This is a genomic window from Stutzerimonas tianxiuensis (assembly GCF_053470365.1).
This window is the reverse complement of the sequence record NZ_JBPVWS010000029.1, coordinates 12,771-29,556: the sequence shown is the minus strand read 5'-3', so window position 1 is coordinate 29,556 and position 16,786 is coordinate 12,771. Positions and strand designations below refer to the sequence as shown.

Sequence of the window (16,786 nt, the reverse complement as noted above, 5' to 3'; positions counted from 1 at the left end):
GAGGGCCTGTCTCTTCGGCGTCAGGCCCCGCTTATCTGGAGTGAAAAGCGGTGAGTGCCACATGGCCCGGAAGAAAAGAAGCAAGCGCTCGATGCAGGTGCTGAATGCCCTGCAATTCTTCAGCAGCTTGCAGCTGTTCGTGGGGCTGACAACGGATTGATGGCAACGGTTATGGAGAGCTATCTACGGGAAGAGTTTCCCAGTAGCGAAATCAGGAGCGATTCGCAGAACAAGTCCATTGACGAGACCATCTCCATCGTCCGCTCCTACCTGCGGTAGAGGCACCAGGGTGCCCTCGGTGAGGGAAAATTTAGTTAGCTAGTAAAGGAAGCGCCATCATGAAATCACGTGCAGCAGTTGCCTTCGGGCCTGGAAAGCCACTGGAAATCGTCGAGATCGACGTCGAGCCGCCGCGCAAGGGCGAGGTGCTTGTCAGGATCACGAATACCGGCGTTTGCCATACCGACGCCTTCACCCTGTCGGGCGAGGACCCGGAAGGCGTGTTCCCGGCGGTGCTGGGCCATGAGGGCGCCGGCATCGTGGTCGAGGTCGGCGAGGGCGTGACCTCGGTCAAGCCGGGTGACCACGTGATCCCGCTGTACACCGCCGAGTGCGGTGAGTGCCTGTTCTGCAAGAGCGGCAAGACCAACCTGTGCGTGGCGGTGCGCGCCACCCAGGGCAAGGGCGTGATGCCCGATGGCACCACCCGCTTCAGCTACAACGGCCAGCCGATCTACCACTACATGGGCTGCTCGACCTTCAGCGAATACACGGTGGTGGCCGAAGTCTCGCTGGCCAAGATCAACCCGGACGCCAATCCCGAGCATGTCTGCCTGCTGGGTTGCGGTGTGACCACCGGCATCGGCGCTGTTCACAACACGGCCAAGGTTCAGCCGGGTGACTCTGTGGCCATCTTCGGCCTCGGCGGCATCGGGCTCGCTGCGATTCAGGGGGCACGCCAGGCCAAGGCGGGTCGCATCATCGCCATCGACACCAATCCAGCGAAGTTCGAGCTGGCTCGTACCTTCGGCGCGACCGAATGCCTCAACCCGAAGGACTTCGACAAGCCGATTCACGAGGTTCTCATCGAGATGACCGGTTGGGGTGTCGATCACACCTTCGAGTGCATCGGCAACGTCAACGTGATGCGCTCGGCACTGGAAGCAGCACATCGTGGCTGGGGCCAGTCGATCGTCATCGGCGTGGCTGGTGCAGGCAAGGAAATTTCGACGCGCCCGTTCCAGTTGATCACCGGTCGCACCTGGAAGGGCTCGGCTTTCGGCGGGGTCAAGGGCCGCACTCAACTTCCCGGCATGGTGGAGGACGCAATGAAAGGCGAGATCGATCTCGCCCCGTTCGTCACCCACACCATGGGCCTCGACGACATCAACAAGGCCTTCGACCTGATGCATGAAGGCAAGTCGATTCGCACGGTGATCCACTACTGATCGCCCACTACCCATTCAACGCCAACCACCAAGGAAATTAATCATGTCCACTCCTGTCATTTCTGGCGATGGCATCTTTTCGCACATCTTTATCGGCGCTGCCGACCTTCAGAAGTCGGTCGCGTTCTACGCCGCCGCTCTGGGTGCTCTTGGCATCAAGAACCTCGGTCCTTTCAACAACGGATGGGTACTTTTCGGTCGCGAAAAGCCGGCTTTCATCATCGCCCGCCCGGGCAATGGTGAAGCGCCTTCCAGCAACGGCGTGACGATCGGCTTTGCGGCCGCCACTCCCGCTGAAGTGGATGCCTTCCACGCCGCCGGCCTTGCCGCAGGCGGCACTGACGAGGGCCAACCTGGCGCACGTGGTCACCTGCCGGGTGCCTATGCTGCCTACCTGCGTGATCCGGCGGGCAACAAGGTCTGCTCGTACACCTTCGTCTGAAAGCAAGGAAGCTGAGAGCGTTCTGACAGGGTCAGCACAAGCCTCTATTATACGGCGAGCCTGTTAGACGGACTGCGTAACGCGGTGCATGCTCATGAAGATCGGCCCGCAGCCATGTGTGAAACGCATGGCTGCGGGCATTTGTTTTGAAGCGTGCTTTTCAACCAATGAGAAATGAGGTCGTTATGAAAGAGCCGGCCAATATCAATACGACGACCGTACAACCCACCCCAACCGCCACCGTGTACGGCATGCCGGCTTATGCCGATCGTGCTGCAGCCGTGGGTGAAGTGCATGCGCGCCCGCATCTGTTGCTTGAGGCCCCCCGCGGTATATTGCAGCTCGCTTTCATGACCGAAGGTGACCAGACCAGGGATCAGATGGCGATGAGCGAGTTGTCTCATCGCTTCGGCGTTGCCGAGCCCGACCACGCTACGCCGCTACACGGCATGACATGGGATGAGGGAGACCTTCACTGTGAAAAGCACACCGAGTTCTCTACGTATCTCTGGTGCGCTTCGCTGGATTCCAAGACGGGAGAGCCTTGCGGAGAAAATCCCTTCAAACATGGATTTGTTCCTCCGGGCCCGGTCATATCCGGCATCCGCTTGAGACTTCTTCCGTGGATACCAGAAACGGAGAAGGAGGCTGATCGCTTCGATCCTGCCAGCCTGTGCTACTCGTTGGTAGAGAACGGCTCTGCCGCCATCTTGACCGACTTCCGACAGGATGAGGATGGCCTGACGCAGATCCTCATCCTTGCTCGTGATTTGACCCCGGCGCGGGCAGGTGCGCTGGCTCAACTTCTATTGGAGATCGAGACGTACCGTACCTTGGCGTTGCTGTCTCTGCCGTTGACGCGATCGATGACGTCGGAGCTGCGACACATGGAGTCGCGCCTTGCTGCGATCACTGACGAGATGTGTACGAATTTGGTAGAACGCCGCGATAGCGACGTGCTGCTTTCCGAATTGACAGGTCTGGCCGCCGAACTGGAAGCTGGCGTCGCGGCAAATCTCTATCGCTTCGGCGCCAGCCGTGCCTACTACGAGATCGTCGAGGAAAGGCTGGCTGCGCTTTCAGAAGTGGCCGTATCCGGATACAGCACCTGGGCGGATTTCCTGCAGCGTCGCATCGCTCCAGCCATGCGGGAGTGCCAATCCGTAAAGGAGCGCCAGGCCAAGCTCTCCGACAAACTGACCCGAGCCATCGCGTTGCTGCGTTCGTGGATCGACGTCGAACTTGAACGCCAGAACCGCGATCTGCTGGCTTCGATGAACAACCGGGCCAAGTTGCAATTGCGCCTTCAGCAAACCGTCGAAGGCCTGTCGGTCGCGGCAATTTCTTATTACGTCGTGAGTCTTCTCGGCTACCTGCTCAAGGGCATTCCGATCGTTCACGACAGCGTGGCGCCGGTGATGGCGGTTCTGGTACCTGCGGTGATGCTGACGATCTGGTGGATCGTCCGCAGGATAAGACACGCCCACAGCGACACGGCGGCGGAAGAGAAATCTTCCTGACGAGCTGCCGTCCTGGCGCGCGATAGCTGCGCCGTCCGTTTGAACAGAGGAGAACAACATGCCAAGCAATTCTTTCGGTGAATCCTCTTGTACCGCTGCGGCCTGCATTGAAGCGTTTGTAGACCTTATTCCAGTAGCCAAACGCCTTGGGCAGGTCTCTCCAGGGACATCCCGTGCGCATGCGGTACAGCATGCCCTCCACGGTCATTCGTAGATCACGCTTGTTGTAGATGGCCTTGTGCAGCAGAATTTCCCGCAGCTTCGACCAATGCTCATCGCTGAGCAGTAATCGGGGCATTGCAAGCTCGTATCGATGTTGGGTCAGAGCTTCAACGATACGGGCTTGCTCTTATAGATCAATGGGTTAGCGCGAAATGGCAACAGACCCTAGCAAACCAGTTCAAATAACGTGGCGCAGTAGTTTTATCAGGTCCAAATGCGCCGTTTGGCCTGCGTCAGTTTCCCGGTGGTCTCCAGCCGTACATACACCAAACGCCTCTGGTCATCCACCGCGTCGCAACTCCCTGACACCCCGGCCCAGCTTGCGGCGCAACAGGGCCCGCAGGGTCACCCCATCCGAGTACCCGACCTGTGCGGCGACCTGGTCGACGCTCGCGTTTCCGGTGCGCAAGAGATGGACGGCATGCTCCACGCGCAGGTCCTGGAAATACGACAGCGGCGTCTTGCCCAAAACGCTTTGCAGCCGCCGCGCCAAGGTGCGCTCGCTTGTGCCCGCGGCGCAGGCCGCTTCGGCCAGCGAGAACCCCTTCGCGAGCCGACGTCTGGCCCAGCATTCGAAGCGCTCCACCATCGGGTCGGCATGCGCAAGGTGGTCGGGAATCACGAACTCGGCTTGCGAACTGCGTGCCTCGACCAGCAGATAGCGTGCTACTAGGGCCGCCAGCGCCGGACTGCGCCCCCGGATGATGCGCAAGGCCAGGTCGACGTGGGCCAAAGCGGCACCCGCGGTAGTGAAGCGTGTCGAGTTCACGATCATGCGTGACTCGTCCAGCGTGACGTTCGGATAGCGCTGCCGAAACATCGGCCCCAGCCACCATGACGTCGTCGCACGATGCCCATCAAGCAGGCCACTCTCTGCAAGCAAGAAACTACCGGAGCAGGCGGCACCAAGGTGCGCGCCAGCGGTGGACCACTGCTGTAGCACGGCGACCGCATCGGGCACGTCGGGGCGTGTGAGCCGAGCCGAGAGCGTGTCAGGCATCTTTTCACCAAACGCGGGCACGAGCACGACGTCTGGTTCCGGCACACCACGCGCAGTGACCACGGGGACCGTCAAGCCTTGCGCAGTTCGGATGCGACGCCGCACGCCCACCAGCGTGAGCTCTATGTGCGCGGGAGCCTGTGGCAGCGAGCCCGACATCGCATTGGCCAAGCCCACTGTGTCGGTGAGCGCCGCAAGCCCCAGATCAAACACGCCATCACAAACAAGGATGTGGATTTTCATGGCAACAATGATATCAATGTTGTCATTATTGTCTATAGAGATGGCTGTCATGAAGACTTAGACTGCAGGCTCGTCGATCCATTCATCTAACCCAGTTACCCAAAGGATTACAGTATGACCAAGCTCGCCCTGTTTGTTCGCCTCGAAGCCAAACCCGGCCAGGAGGCTGCGCTTGCCGACTTCCTGGCCAGCGCACTGCCGCTCGCCAACGCCGAGTCCGGCACCACTGCCTGGTTCGCATTGAAGTTTGGCCCTTCGACGTTCGGTGTGTTCGATGCCTTTGCCGATGAGGCAGGTCGCCAAGCACATCTGAACGGCCAGATCGCCGCGGCCTTGATGGCCAACGCCGCGACCTTGCTCAGTTCTCCGCCCAATATCGAGAAGGTCGAACTGCTTGCAGCCAAACTGCCTGCATGACAACCCGGCCTTGACCCAATCAGGTCACGCTGCAGGATGGGGGGCACAAGCTCTACGCAGCGATCCCCCCCTCGATTGCACTTGCCCAGGGAGCTACCTTCCACAGCGACGGGGGGCAATATTGCAGCCAGAACTTCCAAGCTGCGTCAGCAAGCAGGGGCAACATCAGGGCTGGCTGTGATGTTCCGATTCGTCGGGTAGTTATCGAGAAGTACCGACTGTTTGCAACGTGTCGGTACCGAGAGCCGTCTGGGCGAGCCAGATTTCCGGCCCATTGGAAGTCCGCAGTCCGCAAGCGCGGATCGATCGAGCGATTTGTTGAAAATCAACGACCTAGCACCGGGCCGTTCGGGCTAGTGAGGGTTTCTGGGGGGGCGTAACGATTCGAACTCCTGCAGGGGCTCGGTGGGGTGGAACCCTGCGCCAAACCTATGTAACTCAGCGCCTTGCGACCGCTGCAAACTCCTGCGGAAAGGTGCGGAATCCGGGCCTTGATGCCCGCAATCCTACCAGTTCTGCCCTGGTCGGGTCACCAACCGAGCGCATCAGACAGGGCGCCAGTTCTATTCCCGTTTGGGAATTGAACCCGCGTCAGCATCCACTCATCCGACGTTCGATCAGGCGGTGACGAACCGCTCCCGAAATGCTCGCCGGACCTGGTCGTAAGGCACAGGGCTGGTGGCGTGCGGGACCAGCGCGCTTCTGTCGCCGATGAGGTAGTTGATCCGGTAGGTGCAGTTTCCGGAGGGGTGCAGCATGCCGGCAATCACCCGGTCGGGATTCAGAACCCGCTCCTGGATCAGGCGGTCCAGCACGCTCTGGACCTACGGCCCCAAGCCAACGAACATGGCATCTTTCAGTTCTTCGACTTCCGCCGCGAAGTGCTACAGCAGGTACTTCCTCAGCAAGGGGTGCTTGGTCATATCCGGTGAGCCACGGTAATCGTCGTCCTTTACGAATACCGGATAGCGCAGACATTGATTTTCGTGCGTTAGAGAGGGCCTCGCTGCCCAAAAGCCTCACGCGCAAACTCCAAGAAGCTGCGCAGCTTTGGAGTCATTCTTCGGTCAGGGGCATAGAGGATGTGCATTGCGGTATTCGGCACCGGGTACTGCGGCAACAGACGCACCAGTGTCCCATCGCGCAGTGCATCGCTAACCAACTCTATCGGCTGTAGAACCACGCCTAGACCAGCTACAGCCGCTGCCAGCAGTGGATCACCTTGATTGATCGTTAATTTGCTTGTAATAGGAACATCTATACGCCCCTCCGGGCTGTCGAAGCTCCAGTGTGAGCGGCCATCAGAATAGGTAAACCCCAGACATTCCTGCTGCTGTAGATCCCACGGATTGATGATGGGAGGGCGACGTGCAAGATAGGACGGCGCAGCGCATAAAACCATCTGATAGGGCTCCAGTGGCAATGCCTTCAACCCACTGCTCGCCAGCTCGCCGATGCGAAATACCACGTCGTAACCATCATCAACGATATCGACCAGTTCGTTCGATAACGTTAGGTCAACAGACACCTGAGGATACCGAACCATGTATTCCAGCAGGCGTGGCGAAAGCGTGCGGATTCCGAACGTGACCGGCGCGTTGATGCGAAGGCGGCCGCTTGGTGTGCCCCGAGTGAGGGCAGCCAGGCTCTCGGCAGACTGCATGTCTGCAAGGATCAGTTTTGCTCGCGGGTAGAACGCCCTGCCGAAGTCGGTGAGGCTTTGCCTGCGCGTAGTCCGGTGCAGCAGGGAAACACCCAGATGTTGTTCGAGCATTTTCACCTGTTTCCCTACCAATTGAGGGGACAGATTCAGGTCGTCCGCAGCGGCGCTGAATGAACCCAGCTCAACTGTTTTGACGAACGTGGCCATCTGGGTCAGGCGATCCATTATAAACACTCTGTTTCTAGTAATACGCCATCGTAGGCATTTATCTAGCGCCAACCAATGACTAAATTTTTGTCACCTTTCGAGTGCCCGGATACCTTCCGGATGTACGTCGAGGCCCATTGATAAACGAGGTATTTATGATGGCACGCATTGTCAGAATTCATGAATACGGTGACGCCAGCGTTCTGAAGCTGGAAGATCTGGAAGTATCGGCACCAGCAGCAAACGAGGTGCAAATTAGTGTTAAAGCTTTTGGCTTGAACCGAGCCGAAGTGATGTTCCGCAATCACGCATACCTACAAGAAGCGGAGTTCCCCAGCCGCTTAGGCTACGAGGCCGCAGGCATCGTAACGGCAGTTGGGAGCGACGTAACCGAGATCACGATTGGTGACTCGGTCGCTCTGATCCCACCTCTGGATATTGCTCGCTGGGGCACCTACGGCGAGTTGGCCAATGTACCGGCCCACCTGGTGGTAAAGAGCCCTGAGAACTTGTCCTTTGAAGAGGCTGCGGCGTCTTGGATGCAGTACGTCACCGCCTGGGGGGGATTGATTGAACAGGCGAAGCTACGTCAGGGCGATTTTGTCATCGTTACCGCCGCGTCAAGCAGTGTTGGCTTGGCCGCCTTCCAAATGGCTCGTATGGTCGGCGCCACATCGATTGCGATCACTCGAACTCACGCGAAGAAGCAAGCCCTACTTGATGCAGGCGCTGCGCATGTCATCGTCAGCGATGAAGAGGATATCGTCGAGCGTGTTATGACGATAACTGCCGGTCAAGGCGCTCGCGTTGTATTCGATCCTGTAGGCGGGCCGTCCTTGGAACCTCTCACGCAGAGCATGGCGCGGGGCGGAATTTTGCTGGAGTACGGCGCACTTAGCTCTGAACCGACACCATTCCCACTGTTTACCGTGCTGGGCAAAAGCCTGACTTTGAAGGGCTATCTCTACGCAGAGATTGTGGCCGACCCTGAAGCCCTAGAGAGAGCAAAGGCTTTTATTCTGCAAGGGTTGGAGTCCGGTGCGTTGCGCCCGATCATCGCAAAGACATTCACACTTAGCGACATCCAGGATGCCCATCGTTTCCTTGAAGCCAATCAGCAGATCGGCAAGATCGTGGTAACTGTCTGACCAGCAATTATGGGGCTGAGAGCGTAATCCTTCGGCCCCGATTCAAGCCAGCCCTGATGACCGCTTTTGGCCGATTCTGTGTATCCGTCCGGCCAACACACCTTCTTGGCCCCGACGCCAAAGGCGATGGTGTCCACCTGATTTAAGTGGACACCATTTCTAGCCTTTTATGCCGCTGGGCAAACCTATTTTCCCGAGGGCGTGGCGCGGCCGGGTTGGTATCAGCCAACGGACAGAGGTGTTGAGCGCAGGCTGGGAGAAAGACTCGCTTGGCTGCGCTCGCTCGATGATGAGACGCCGCCAGAGGCGGACGCCTGATCGGTCCATCCGAAACCTGCCCATCGTGATCTCACAAACTACAGGATAAGCACATGCCAGCCTCTTCTTTCGGTGAGTCCTCGGCGCATATCAGACGGAGACGCGTTGCCCGCTATCTACGCACTGAGTCTGGGGCTGCGGTGCTGCTGGTGATCGTCACGGTTGTGGCGCTGGCGTGGGCGAACTCGCCGCTATCCGATGCCTATTTCGAGTTGTGGCACCTGGACGTCGGGTTCAACTTTGGGCCATTGGGCCTGCACATGGATCTGCATCACTGGGTCAACGACGGCCTGATGGTCGTCTTCTTCTTCCTGATCGGCCTGGAGGTGCGTCAGGAATTCGCCCACGGGTCGCTCAGGGACCGCAGCCGTGCCCGTCTCGCTCTGATCGCGGGGGTCGCGGGTGTCGTGCTGCCCGCGCTGCTGTATGTCCTGATCGTGGGGCTGGCAGGAAGTGAGGGCCTGCGCGGGTGGGGGGCGGTGGTCGGTACCGATACGGCGTTCATGCTGGGCACCCTGGCGATCGTCGGCCCGCGGCTATCCGGTCAGTTGCGCGTGTTCTTGCTCACCCTGACCGTGGTCGATGACTTCCTCGCCGTGTCCATCATCGGCATCGTCTATAGCGAGGAGATCCGCGTCGTCCCGTTGCTGATCGCCCTCGCCAGTCTCGTCGGGTTGTGGTTGCTGGGGCGCACCCGCCAGTGGCGGGCAACGCCGTATGTGCTGATCGTGATCGTGCTGTGGCTCGCGACCGTGTACTCCGGCATTCATGCCTCCCTCGCCGGGATGGCCGCGGGGCTCCTGATCCCCGCCTACGCAACGCAACGTCACAAGGTCGTCGCGGCAAGACAGTTGTTCCGTGACTTCTGGCAGTCTCCGAGTGCCGCATCGGCTCGCGCAGTGGACTGCGGGCTGTCCCAGGGTATCTCGGTGAATGAGCGGCTGCACGAGTTCCTGCGGCTGCCGACAGCGCTGCTGATCGTGCCGGTGTTCGCCTTGGCGAACGCCGGGGTGGACCTGCGTGGTGGGCTGCTCGCGGAGGCCTTCGGCTCGCCCGTGACCTGGGGCGTCATCGCGGGGCTCGTGCTCGGCAAGCTCCTGGGCATCGGGCTCATCACTCTCGCCGCGGTCCGCCTCGGCTTGGGGCGCCTGCCGGCGGGTGTCGGAATGGGGAGCGTGTTCGGTGGTGCGGCACTGTCCGGGATCGGGTTCACCGTGTCGCTGCTCATCATCGGACTCGCGTTCGGCACGACCTCCGACCTGGGCCGCCAGGCGACGGTCGGCGTGCTCGTGTCGATGATGCTCGCCACGTTGCTCGGGTGGCTCATCTTCAAGGTTGCCGCACGCAGGTGGGGTGAGGAGACCGCCGATCTGCCGATGGTGCTTGAGCCGCCGGTCGATCCCGAGGTCGATCACATCCGCGGGCCAGAGGACGCGCAGCTCACGCTGGTGGAGTACGTGGACTTCGAGTGCGCGTACTGTGCGCACGCTACCGGTTCTTGGGAGGATCTGCGCGCCCACTTCGGGGACGACCTGCGGTATGTGGTGCGCCATTTGCCGCACCACCCGCATGGGCCGATCGCCGCGCGTGCGTCCGAGGCGGCATCGAATCAGGGGATGTTCTGGCCGTGGCTGGACTTCGTGTTTACCCGTCAGCACGCGCTGGAGCGCGAGGATCTGATCGGCTACGCCGTAGAGCTTGGGCTCGACGTCGATCGGTTCATCGCGGATCTCGACAGCTCTGCGGTGATCGAGCGTGTCGAGCGCGACCTCGCCAGTGCGGTCGCCAGCGGTGCGCATGTCACGCCGACGTTCTTCGTCGAGGGTCGCCGCCTGCGCGGTAGCTACGACGCCCGCACTGTCACCGCAGCGCTCGAAGCCAGTCGCCGCGGCCCCCGGACTCAGGAAGTCCCGTCCTGAGCGGGACGAACTACAGGATAAGAACATGCCAAACAATTCTTTCGGTGAATCCTCTTGTACCGCTGCGGCCAGCGGCCTCGTGCAGGTGCGTGGCGCGCGCGAGAACAACCTCAAGGAGGTGGACGTCTCCATCCCGCGTAACGCGCTGGTGGTGTTCTCGGGTGTCTCCGGCTCCGGTAAGTCCTCGCTGGCCTTTGGCACCATCTATGCCGAGGCCCAGCGGCGCTACTTCGAGTCGGTGGCCCCCTATGCGCGGCGACTGATCGACCAGGCGGGCGTGCCGGACGTCGATGCGATCGACGGCCTGCCGCCGGCGGTGGCGCTGCAACAGCAGCGGGGCTCCAGCAACGCGCGTTCCTCTGTGGGCAGTGTGACCACCTTGTCCAGCCTGGTGCGGATGATGTATTCGCGCGCCGGCGCCTACCCAGCCAACCAGCCCATGCTGTACGCCGAGGATTTTTCGCCCAACACGCCGCAGGGAGCGTGCCCGACCTGCCACGGCCTGGGCCATGTGTACGAGGTGACTGAGGCCATCATGGTGCCCGATCCCTCCCTGAGCATCCGCGAGCGGGCGATCGCCTCCTGGCCCCCCGCCTGGCAAGGCCAGAACCTGCGCGACATCCTGGTCAGCATGGGCTACGACGTTGACCGACCGTGGAAGGACCTGCCAAAGAAGGATCGCGACTGGATTCTGTTCACCGAGGAAACACCGACGGTGCCGGTGTACGCCGGCTTCACGCCCGCCGAAACCCGCGCCGCGCTCAAGCGCAAGATGGAGCCGAGCTACATGGGCACCTTCACCGGCGCCCGGCGGTATGTGATGCACACCTTTGCCAACACCCAGAGCGCGCTGATGAGAAAGCGCGTGTCCCGGTTCATGGAGGGCAAACCGTGCCCCACCTGCCACGGCAAGCGGCTCAAGCCCGAGGCGCTGTCGGTCACCTTCGCCGGCGTGGACATCGGCGCGTTCATGCAGATGCCGCTGGACCAGTTGGCGGCCTTGCTCGAACCCATCGCCCAGGGCGATTTCCGCGCCCATGCAGCGGGGGCGGCTACGGACAAGGAAGCGACCCGACGCGACCGTGCCGAACGCGCGGCCTCCGGTCGCGCCGTCCATGCGGTATCGCCCGACGTGCGCCGCACCTCGGCGCTATCGGAAGAAAAGCGCCTCGCCGCGCAGCGCCTGGCTGGAGGCGTGATGGCGCGCCTGCGCCAACTGCGCGAGCTAGGCCTGGGCTACCTGACGCTGGACCGGGCCACGCCGACGCTTTCGGCCGGCGAGTTGCAGCGCCTGCGGCTGGCCACGCAATTGAGTTCCCTGCTGTTCGGTGTCGTGTACGTGCTCGACGAGCCCTCCGCGGGCCTGCACCCCTCCGATAGCCAGGCCCTGTACGACGCACTCGACCGGCTGCGCGACGCCGGCAACTCGGTGTTCGTGGTGGAGCACGACTTGGACCTGATGCGCCGCGCGCAATGGCTCGTGGATGTCGGGCCGGATGCTGGGGAGCGTGGCGGCCGCGTGCTCTACAGCGGCGAGCCGGATGGCCTGCGCAAGATTGCCGAATCGCGCACCGCCCGCTATCTGTTCGAGGAGATCCCCGCGCCGGGAAGCCGGGCACGCGAAGCGACCGGCTGGCTGGAACTGCAGGGCATCCACCGCCACAACCTGCATGGCGTGGATGCACGCATTCCGCTGGGCGTGCTGACGGCCGTCACCGGTATCTCCGGCTCCGGCAAGTCCAGCCTCGTCGCGCAGGCCCTGCCGGAGTTGGTGCTGCTGCACCTGGGCCACGAGCCGGAAGACGATGCGGCCGAAAGCGCCACCAGCGAAGGGCCGGCGGTGATCGAAGCGACTGGCGGTCATCTGGCGGGCGATGTGGACGCCATACAGCGCCTGGTGCAGGTGGACCAGAAGCCGATCGGGCGCACGCCGCGCTCGAACCTGGCTACCTACACGGGTCTGTTCGACCATGTGCGCAAGCTGTTCGCCGCCACGCCCGATGCTCGACGCCGCCGCTATGATGCCGGACGGTTCTCGTTCAACGTCGCCAAGGGGCGCTGCGAGACTTGCGAGGGCGAGGGTTTCGTTAGCGTGGAACTGCTGTTCATGCCCAGCGTGTACGCGCCGTGCCCGACCTGCCATGGCGCGCGCTACAACGAGGCCACGCTGAAGGTGCAGTGGAACGGGCGCAACATCGCCGAGGTGCTGCAGATGACCGTGGACGATGCCAGCGAATTCTTCGCGGGTGAAGACGCGGTGGCAAGGCCCCTGCAACTGCTGCGCGACATCGGACTGGGCTATCTGCGCCTGGGGCAACCGGCCACTGAGCTTTCCGGTGGCGAGGCGCAGCGCATCAAGCTGGCGACCGAGCTTCAGCGCAGCCAGCGCGGCCGAAGCCTGTACGTGCTCGACGAGCCGACCACCGGGCTGCACGCGTCGGATGCCGACCGGCTGCTGGTGCAGTTGCAGCGCCTGGTCGATGCCAGCAATACCGTAGTGATGATCGAGCACGACATGCGTGCGGTGGCCCAAGCCGACTGGGTGATCGACGTAGGGCCAGGCGCGGGCGCTGCCGGCGGCAGCATCGTGGTGGCGGGTTCCCCTCAGCAGGTGGCCCGAAAGTCTGGCAGCCGAACCGCTCCGTTCCTTGCACGGGAGTTGGCGCGGGTCGAGTAGCTTAGTTCGCCAAATGTTGCCAGCTTCGCGGGGCATTGATCGTCGCCACACGGTGGTGACGGTCGCTGCCCGAGTCGCGTCATCCTTCCTGAGTCAAAGCAAGATAGGGATTGTTGGGCGGTATTTCGGCGAATACCAAGGACCCATTTTCGAGGAGGTAGCCATGCAGTCGGCGGGACTTCCTCGGGCCCGTGACTTCACAGGTCCAAATGTTCAGGCCATTTGAGTGCTTGCGGTGTAGCTGCAGTTTCTCAAAGCGCTTTTGCACCCACTGCCAATCCTGTTGCTTGTCCTGCCTGGCTAGCGCATCCACCTGGGGATGTTCCTGCGCATAGCGATGGAACACGCCGGGACTGACCAGGTAGGCGGTGTCGCTCACCGTATGCACGAGCGCCTTGGCGTCGTTGATGATGAGTCGCCGCGCGGCGACTCCCTGTTGCAGCCACGTCATGAAATGCTCCCCGGATGGTATCGCGACTATTGGAGTTGATGCAGGTCCAGGCGCAGGGGTAAGTGGCAAGGGAGACGCTGCGGCTGTGGTTGGGGCAGGAACGTCAGGCTGGGCAGGGACTTTCTCCACTGGCTCTTCACTCTTCCCCATGTCGGCCGTGCCATCCAATCCAACCATCGGCAGCATGTCCTCCATGACGTCGGGCACGGGCGGGGCCGCAGTCGGCAAGGCGGTATCGCTGCGAGGGCATTCCCAAGGGGGAGTCTCCTGACCTTCGGGTGCTGGCTGCCCCACGACCGCGGGCGGTGTGCCTGGTGCACTGCCGTTGATTTCCGCTGGCGTCGTGTCGATCGCCACCGTGCCTGCGAAAAGCGCTGGCCGCTCGCCGGATTCCCAGATCAGCGCGGGCGCGAGGCGCAACAGGGTGAACGAGTAGGACCAGCCGGTCGCACTGGTCACGGTCGCGCGCCAGACCGCCTTGCCGTCTGAGGTAGGCTGGAGCATGCCGTGGTCCTGCAGCACGTTGAAGACGGCGGTGTTGTTCGCAGGAATGCCGTCGATCCCCTGAGACAGCAGGTGCGCGCGCAGCTTGTCCGAGACAGTCTTGCTCACCAGCCACAGCCCATCCTCAGTGAGCCAGCCATCGGAGGCTTCCGGCTGATTCAGCTTCAACTGTTCCTTGAGCAGGAAGCGCAGCCCGTCCAGCAGCTTGCGTTGCAGCGCGTGCCTGGGCGCGGCCATGGCGCGCGCGGGATCGCCGCCCAGTTCCTGTGCCACAGAAGCGCGATCAGCCTGCACGACCAGTTCACCCAGCACGCCGGCGTGCTCGTACTGCCCGGCCAAGACGTAGAGCAATGGTGCCCACAGAGACGGATAGCCGCTGAGCCAGTCTAGGAGCGGACCATCGAGCAATTGGCGGTAGAGCAGCCCTGTTGCGGCGCTGTGCAACCGGTACTCGCGGTCTTCGCGGTAGCGGAAGCGGTACGACTGGTGCAGCGGGCCGTGCCAGGGATGCCACAGCGAGCCGTCTGCCAGCTCGACCAGCAGATCGACGGCCACCTTGCCGATGTCGTGCAGCCACGGCGTTGTAACCGGCGTAGTCGTCGGTCATCAGGTAGCCGCGGTAGCCATCGAGCAGGCGTAGCGGCACCTCCTGCGCGCGGCTGGCTGTGTAGTCGAAAAGGATCACCGGCTTGTCCGGCGGCCCACCGCTTTGCACCCACATCCAGGATTGTGCCGAGGGGTCGCGTCCCGGTTCATGCAGCACCTGCAAGCGCGTTTCGTCGCAGTGCAACACGGGGTAGTCCAGCAGCTTGTCGCGCATCAGGTTGAGCAACGGTTGCAGTTGCTCGCCACTTTGGATCACCCAACGCGCCAGGGGCTGGCGTGGGATGTCGACGCCGTGGCGGCTGCCCCCTAAAGAAGGTTGGCCGTAGAAGAGCACTTGAAGGGCTTCGCGTCCCTCTCTGGAGTGTGCTGTCTTTTGCGTGTACAGCCCTGGTTTCAGCGTTGTCAAGTGGCAGTTTTGCTATAGGAGCGTTTTTTCCGCGCACCGCATCACTGGTAATGCTATTCGATCACTCGAAGCTTCGGATGATCTGATCGTTATTTGGTCAGATTGCTGTTTTTGACATCGGCAAAGACTGAAATCAGTCAGAAATACAAGGGTGTGCAGCCCTAGATTCTTTCTTGCAGCGCCTTGAAGAAGGCATCGATATTCTCATCGTGGCGTTTGTAGTAGGTCCAGGGGCCGATCCGCTGCGATGTCACCAATTGCGCGCGCTGTAGAGCTGCGAGATAAAGCGATGTCGTTGACTGCGAGAGGCCCGTGCGCTCTTGGATGATACTGACGCACACGCCTACCGTTTCTGGGTCGACTTCCTGCTCGGGAAAGACTGTCCTGGGATCCTTGAGCCAATTGAGGATGGCAAGGCGCGTCGGGTTCGCCAATGCTTTCAGGGCTTCGTTGACGTCAATAGTCATGAATTTTTTGAGACCTGTTTTTTTCGATATCTAGATATCTTCCTGATTCGCGCATCAAATTGGAAGGCTTCGCCATGATCTCTGCGCGCCTGCCCGTCGCAATGACGGGCTGGTTTGGACTGGAATCCTATTGCCCTGTCAGGTAGGACTATCGGGCACCTGTGCGCCGAATTGCGGGACGATATGTTTGCCAAGTTCCTCGATAACCTCTGCTGCGGGGCGTTTACCATACTTGAGGTTCAGGATGACGTGATCTACACCGATTTCCTGAAGTGTATCCAGCAAGGCCCGCAGGTGGTTACGTCCCAGTCGGAATCCTAGATGGATAGGCGAGGGTGGCGTGGATGGGTGTTCGTCCAGGTCGATATACAGCGATTGCAAGAACGGCTTGTAGATAGTGCCACATTGTTTAGCCGTTTCCTGTCGCCAATCTTCCACGATGAGTCGCTGCATTTTTGGCGGACGTGGATAGTTGATCCATCCATGGCTTTCACGCGCGATCCAATCGAGCGGCTGGCGGCTGTGTCCGGTTACGAATAGCGGTATTTCCCGAGTCGTAGGTTTGGGAACGAGATCGGCCCCCAGTAACTCGCCGTGACTCCAGCGAATGGGCTCGAAGTGTGTTCGATGGGCTTGGCGTATCACATTGAGGTTTTCTTGAAAGGTCTCGCCACGCTGTTCTGGATCAATGCTGAATGCGGGAAACTCCACGGGACGATCGCCAGAGGCTACTCCCAGGAGCAAGCGACCTCCGCTCAACTGATCAATGCTCGCTGCGGCCTTTGCCGTGTGCAAGGGATTACGCAGAGTAAGGGCGATGGAGGCGGTGCCTAGTGCGATTTTTGTTGTATGGGCTGCCATGTAGCCCAGATACACCCAAGGGTCGAAAACCTGGCCGACATCGCCGAAGCTTGGGTCCCTGAGTGGGACGTCGCGAAACCAGAGCGCCGAAAAACCAAGTGCCTCTGCACGTTTGGCCAGCGCGACCTGATCTAGCATGCTCGGTGTATCACCTTCGAAAGCCTCCAGGGGAAAGAACAGCCCAAGGCTTAGATGACCCTGCCTGAAGGTTCGTTTGAATCCCCTATGCTCTTGGTAGGGGATCGTGCTCGGTTGGTACATGCTTAA

Annotated in this window: 13 protein-coding genes and 4 pseudogenes; 8 read left to right on the top strand and 9 right to left on the bottom strand. The window is 61.1% G+C overall.

All coding sequences use genetic code 11. From position 1 onward, the window contains the following. The first annotated feature begins 54 nt into the window (after window positions 1-54). The 4 genes from ACSSNI_RS22455 to ACSSNI_RS22440 all read left to right on the top strand — a co-directional run bounded on the left by ACSSNI_RS22455 (window position 55) and on the right by ACSSNI_RS22440 (window position 3,410). Complete coding sequence (locus ACSSNI_RS22455) at window positions 55-279, top strand: metal-sensing transcriptional repressor (RefSeq protein WP_013970887.1); 225 nt, start codon at window positions 55-57, stop codon at window positions 277-279. Window positions 280-338: 59 nt separating this feature from the next. Next, on the top strand, window positions 339-1,448 hold the full coding sequence (locus ACSSNI_RS22450) for an S-(hydroxymethyl)glutathione dehydrogenase/class III alcohol dehydrogenase (RefSeq protein WP_003291553.1): 1,110 nt from the start codon (window positions 339-341) through the stop codon (window positions 1,446-1,448). A gap of 43 nt (window positions 1,449-1,491) precedes the next feature. Beyond that, window positions 1,492-1,890, top strand: coding sequence for a VOC family protein (locus ACSSNI_RS22445; protein WP_003291554.1), 399 nt, complete (start codon window positions 1,492-1,494; stop codon window positions 1,888-1,890). A gap of 185 nt (window positions 1,891-2,075) precedes the next feature. After that, window positions 2,076-3,410, top strand: coding sequence for a DUF3422 family protein (locus ACSSNI_RS22440; RefSeq protein ID WP_042927609.1), 1,335 nt, complete (start codon window positions 2,076-2,078; stop codon window positions 3,408-3,410). Between the two features lie 103 nt (window positions 3,411-3,513). Here ACSSNI_RS22440 and ACSSNI_RS22435 read toward each other — a convergent pair. From ACSSNI_RS22435 to ACSSNI_RS22425, 3 genes and pseudogenes are all read right to left on the bottom strand, one after another. Further along, window positions 3,514-3,708 (bottom strand): annotated as a pseudogene (locus ACSSNI_RS22435) (transposase); the annotation flags it as partial. Window positions 3,709-3,912: 204 nt separating this feature from the next. Next, window positions 3,913-4,221, bottom strand: a complete 309-nt coding sequence (locus tag ACSSNI_RS22430; protein ID WP_371263644.1) for a helix-turn-helix domain-containing protein — start codon at window positions 4,219-4,221, stop codon at window positions 3,913-3,915. A gap of 123 nt (window positions 4,222-4,344) precedes the next feature. Then, window positions 4,345-4,875 (bottom strand): annotated as a pseudogene (locus tag ACSSNI_RS22425) (DJ-1/PfpI family protein); the annotation flags it as partial. 114 nt (window positions 4,876-4,989) lie between these two features. Here ACSSNI_RS22425 and ACSSNI_RS22420 point away from each other — a divergent pair. Further along, window positions 4,990-5,292 (top strand): putative quinol monooxygenase, encoded by a 303-nt coding sequence (locus ACSSNI_RS22420; RefSeq protein WP_007182542.1) that lies wholly within the window; start codon window positions 4,990-4,992, stop codon window positions 5,290-5,292. Between the two features lie 617 nt (window positions 5,293-5,909). Here ACSSNI_RS22420 and ACSSNI_RS22415 read toward each other — a convergent pair. Continuing rightward, the gene (locus ACSSNI_RS22415) at window positions 5,910-6,107 is read right to left on the bottom strand and encodes a hypothetical protein (protein ID WP_023082110.1); all 198 of its coding nucleotides are present in this window, start codon (window positions 6,105-6,107) and stop codon (window positions 5,910-5,912) included. A gap of 176 nt (window positions 6,108-6,283) precedes the next feature. Then, on the bottom strand, window positions 6,284-7,180 hold the full coding sequence (locus tag ACSSNI_RS22410) for a LysR family transcriptional regulator (protein WP_013970892.1): 897 nt from the start codon (window positions 7,178-7,180) through the stop codon (window positions 6,284-6,286). A gap of 140 nt (window positions 7,181-7,320) precedes the next feature. On the opposite strand from ACSSNI_RS22410, the gene ACSSNI_RS22405 reads away from it, so the two are divergent. The 3 genes from ACSSNI_RS22405 to ACSSNI_RS22395 all read left to right on the top strand — a co-directional run bounded on the left by ACSSNI_RS22405 (window position 7,321) and on the right by ACSSNI_RS22395 (window position 13,224). Further along, a complete protein-coding gene (locus ACSSNI_RS22405) occupies window positions 7,321-8,310 on the top strand; it encodes a zinc-dependent alcohol dehydrogenase family protein (protein ID WP_042927614.1) in 990 nt (329 codons plus the stop codon). Between the two features lie 371 nt (window positions 8,311-8,681). Continuing rightward, window positions 8,682-10,547: a Na+/H+ antiporter NhaA gene (nhaA, locus tag ACSSNI_RS22400; protein WP_042927607.1), complete on the top strand. Its 1,866-nt coding sequence runs from the start codon at window positions 8,682-8,684 to the stop codon at window positions 10,545-10,547. Window positions 10,548-10,572: 25 nt separating this feature from the next. Next, window positions 10,573-13,224, top strand: a complete 2,652-nt coding sequence (locus ACSSNI_RS22395; protein ID WP_042927606.1) for an excinuclease ABC subunit UvrA — start codon at window positions 10,573-10,575, stop codon at window positions 13,222-13,224. Window positions 13,225-13,303: 79 nt separating this feature from the next. Here the strand turns inward: ACSSNI_RS22395 and mobH are convergent. From mobH to ACSSNI_RS22375, 4 genes and pseudogenes are all read right to left on the bottom strand, one after another. Continuing rightward, window positions 13,304-14,752 (bottom strand): annotated as a pseudogene (gene mobH / locus ACSSNI_RS22390) (MobH family relaxase); the annotation flags it as partial. Beyond that, window positions 14,750-15,086: pseudogene (locus ACSSNI_RS22385) on the bottom strand (IS66 family transposase); the annotation flags it as partial. The pseudogenes mobH and ACSSNI_RS22385, both read right to left, overlap by 3 nt. A gap of 266 nt (window positions 15,087-15,352) precedes the next feature. Continuing rightward, window positions 15,353-15,658, bottom strand: a complete 306-nt coding sequence (locus tag ACSSNI_RS22380) for an ArsR/SmtB family transcription factor (protein ID WP_012464920.1) — start codon at window positions 15,656-15,658, stop codon at window positions 15,353-15,355. A 138-nt stretch (window positions 15,659-15,796) separates the two neighbouring features. Next, window positions 15,797-16,780 carry an LLM class oxidoreductase gene (locus tag ACSSNI_RS22375; protein WP_003291626.1) on the bottom strand — a complete coding sequence of 328 codons (984 nt, stop codon included), beginning with the start codon at window positions 16,778-16,780 and terminating at the stop codon, window positions 15,797-15,799. Between the last annotated feature and the right edge of the window lie 6 nt (window positions 16,781-16,786).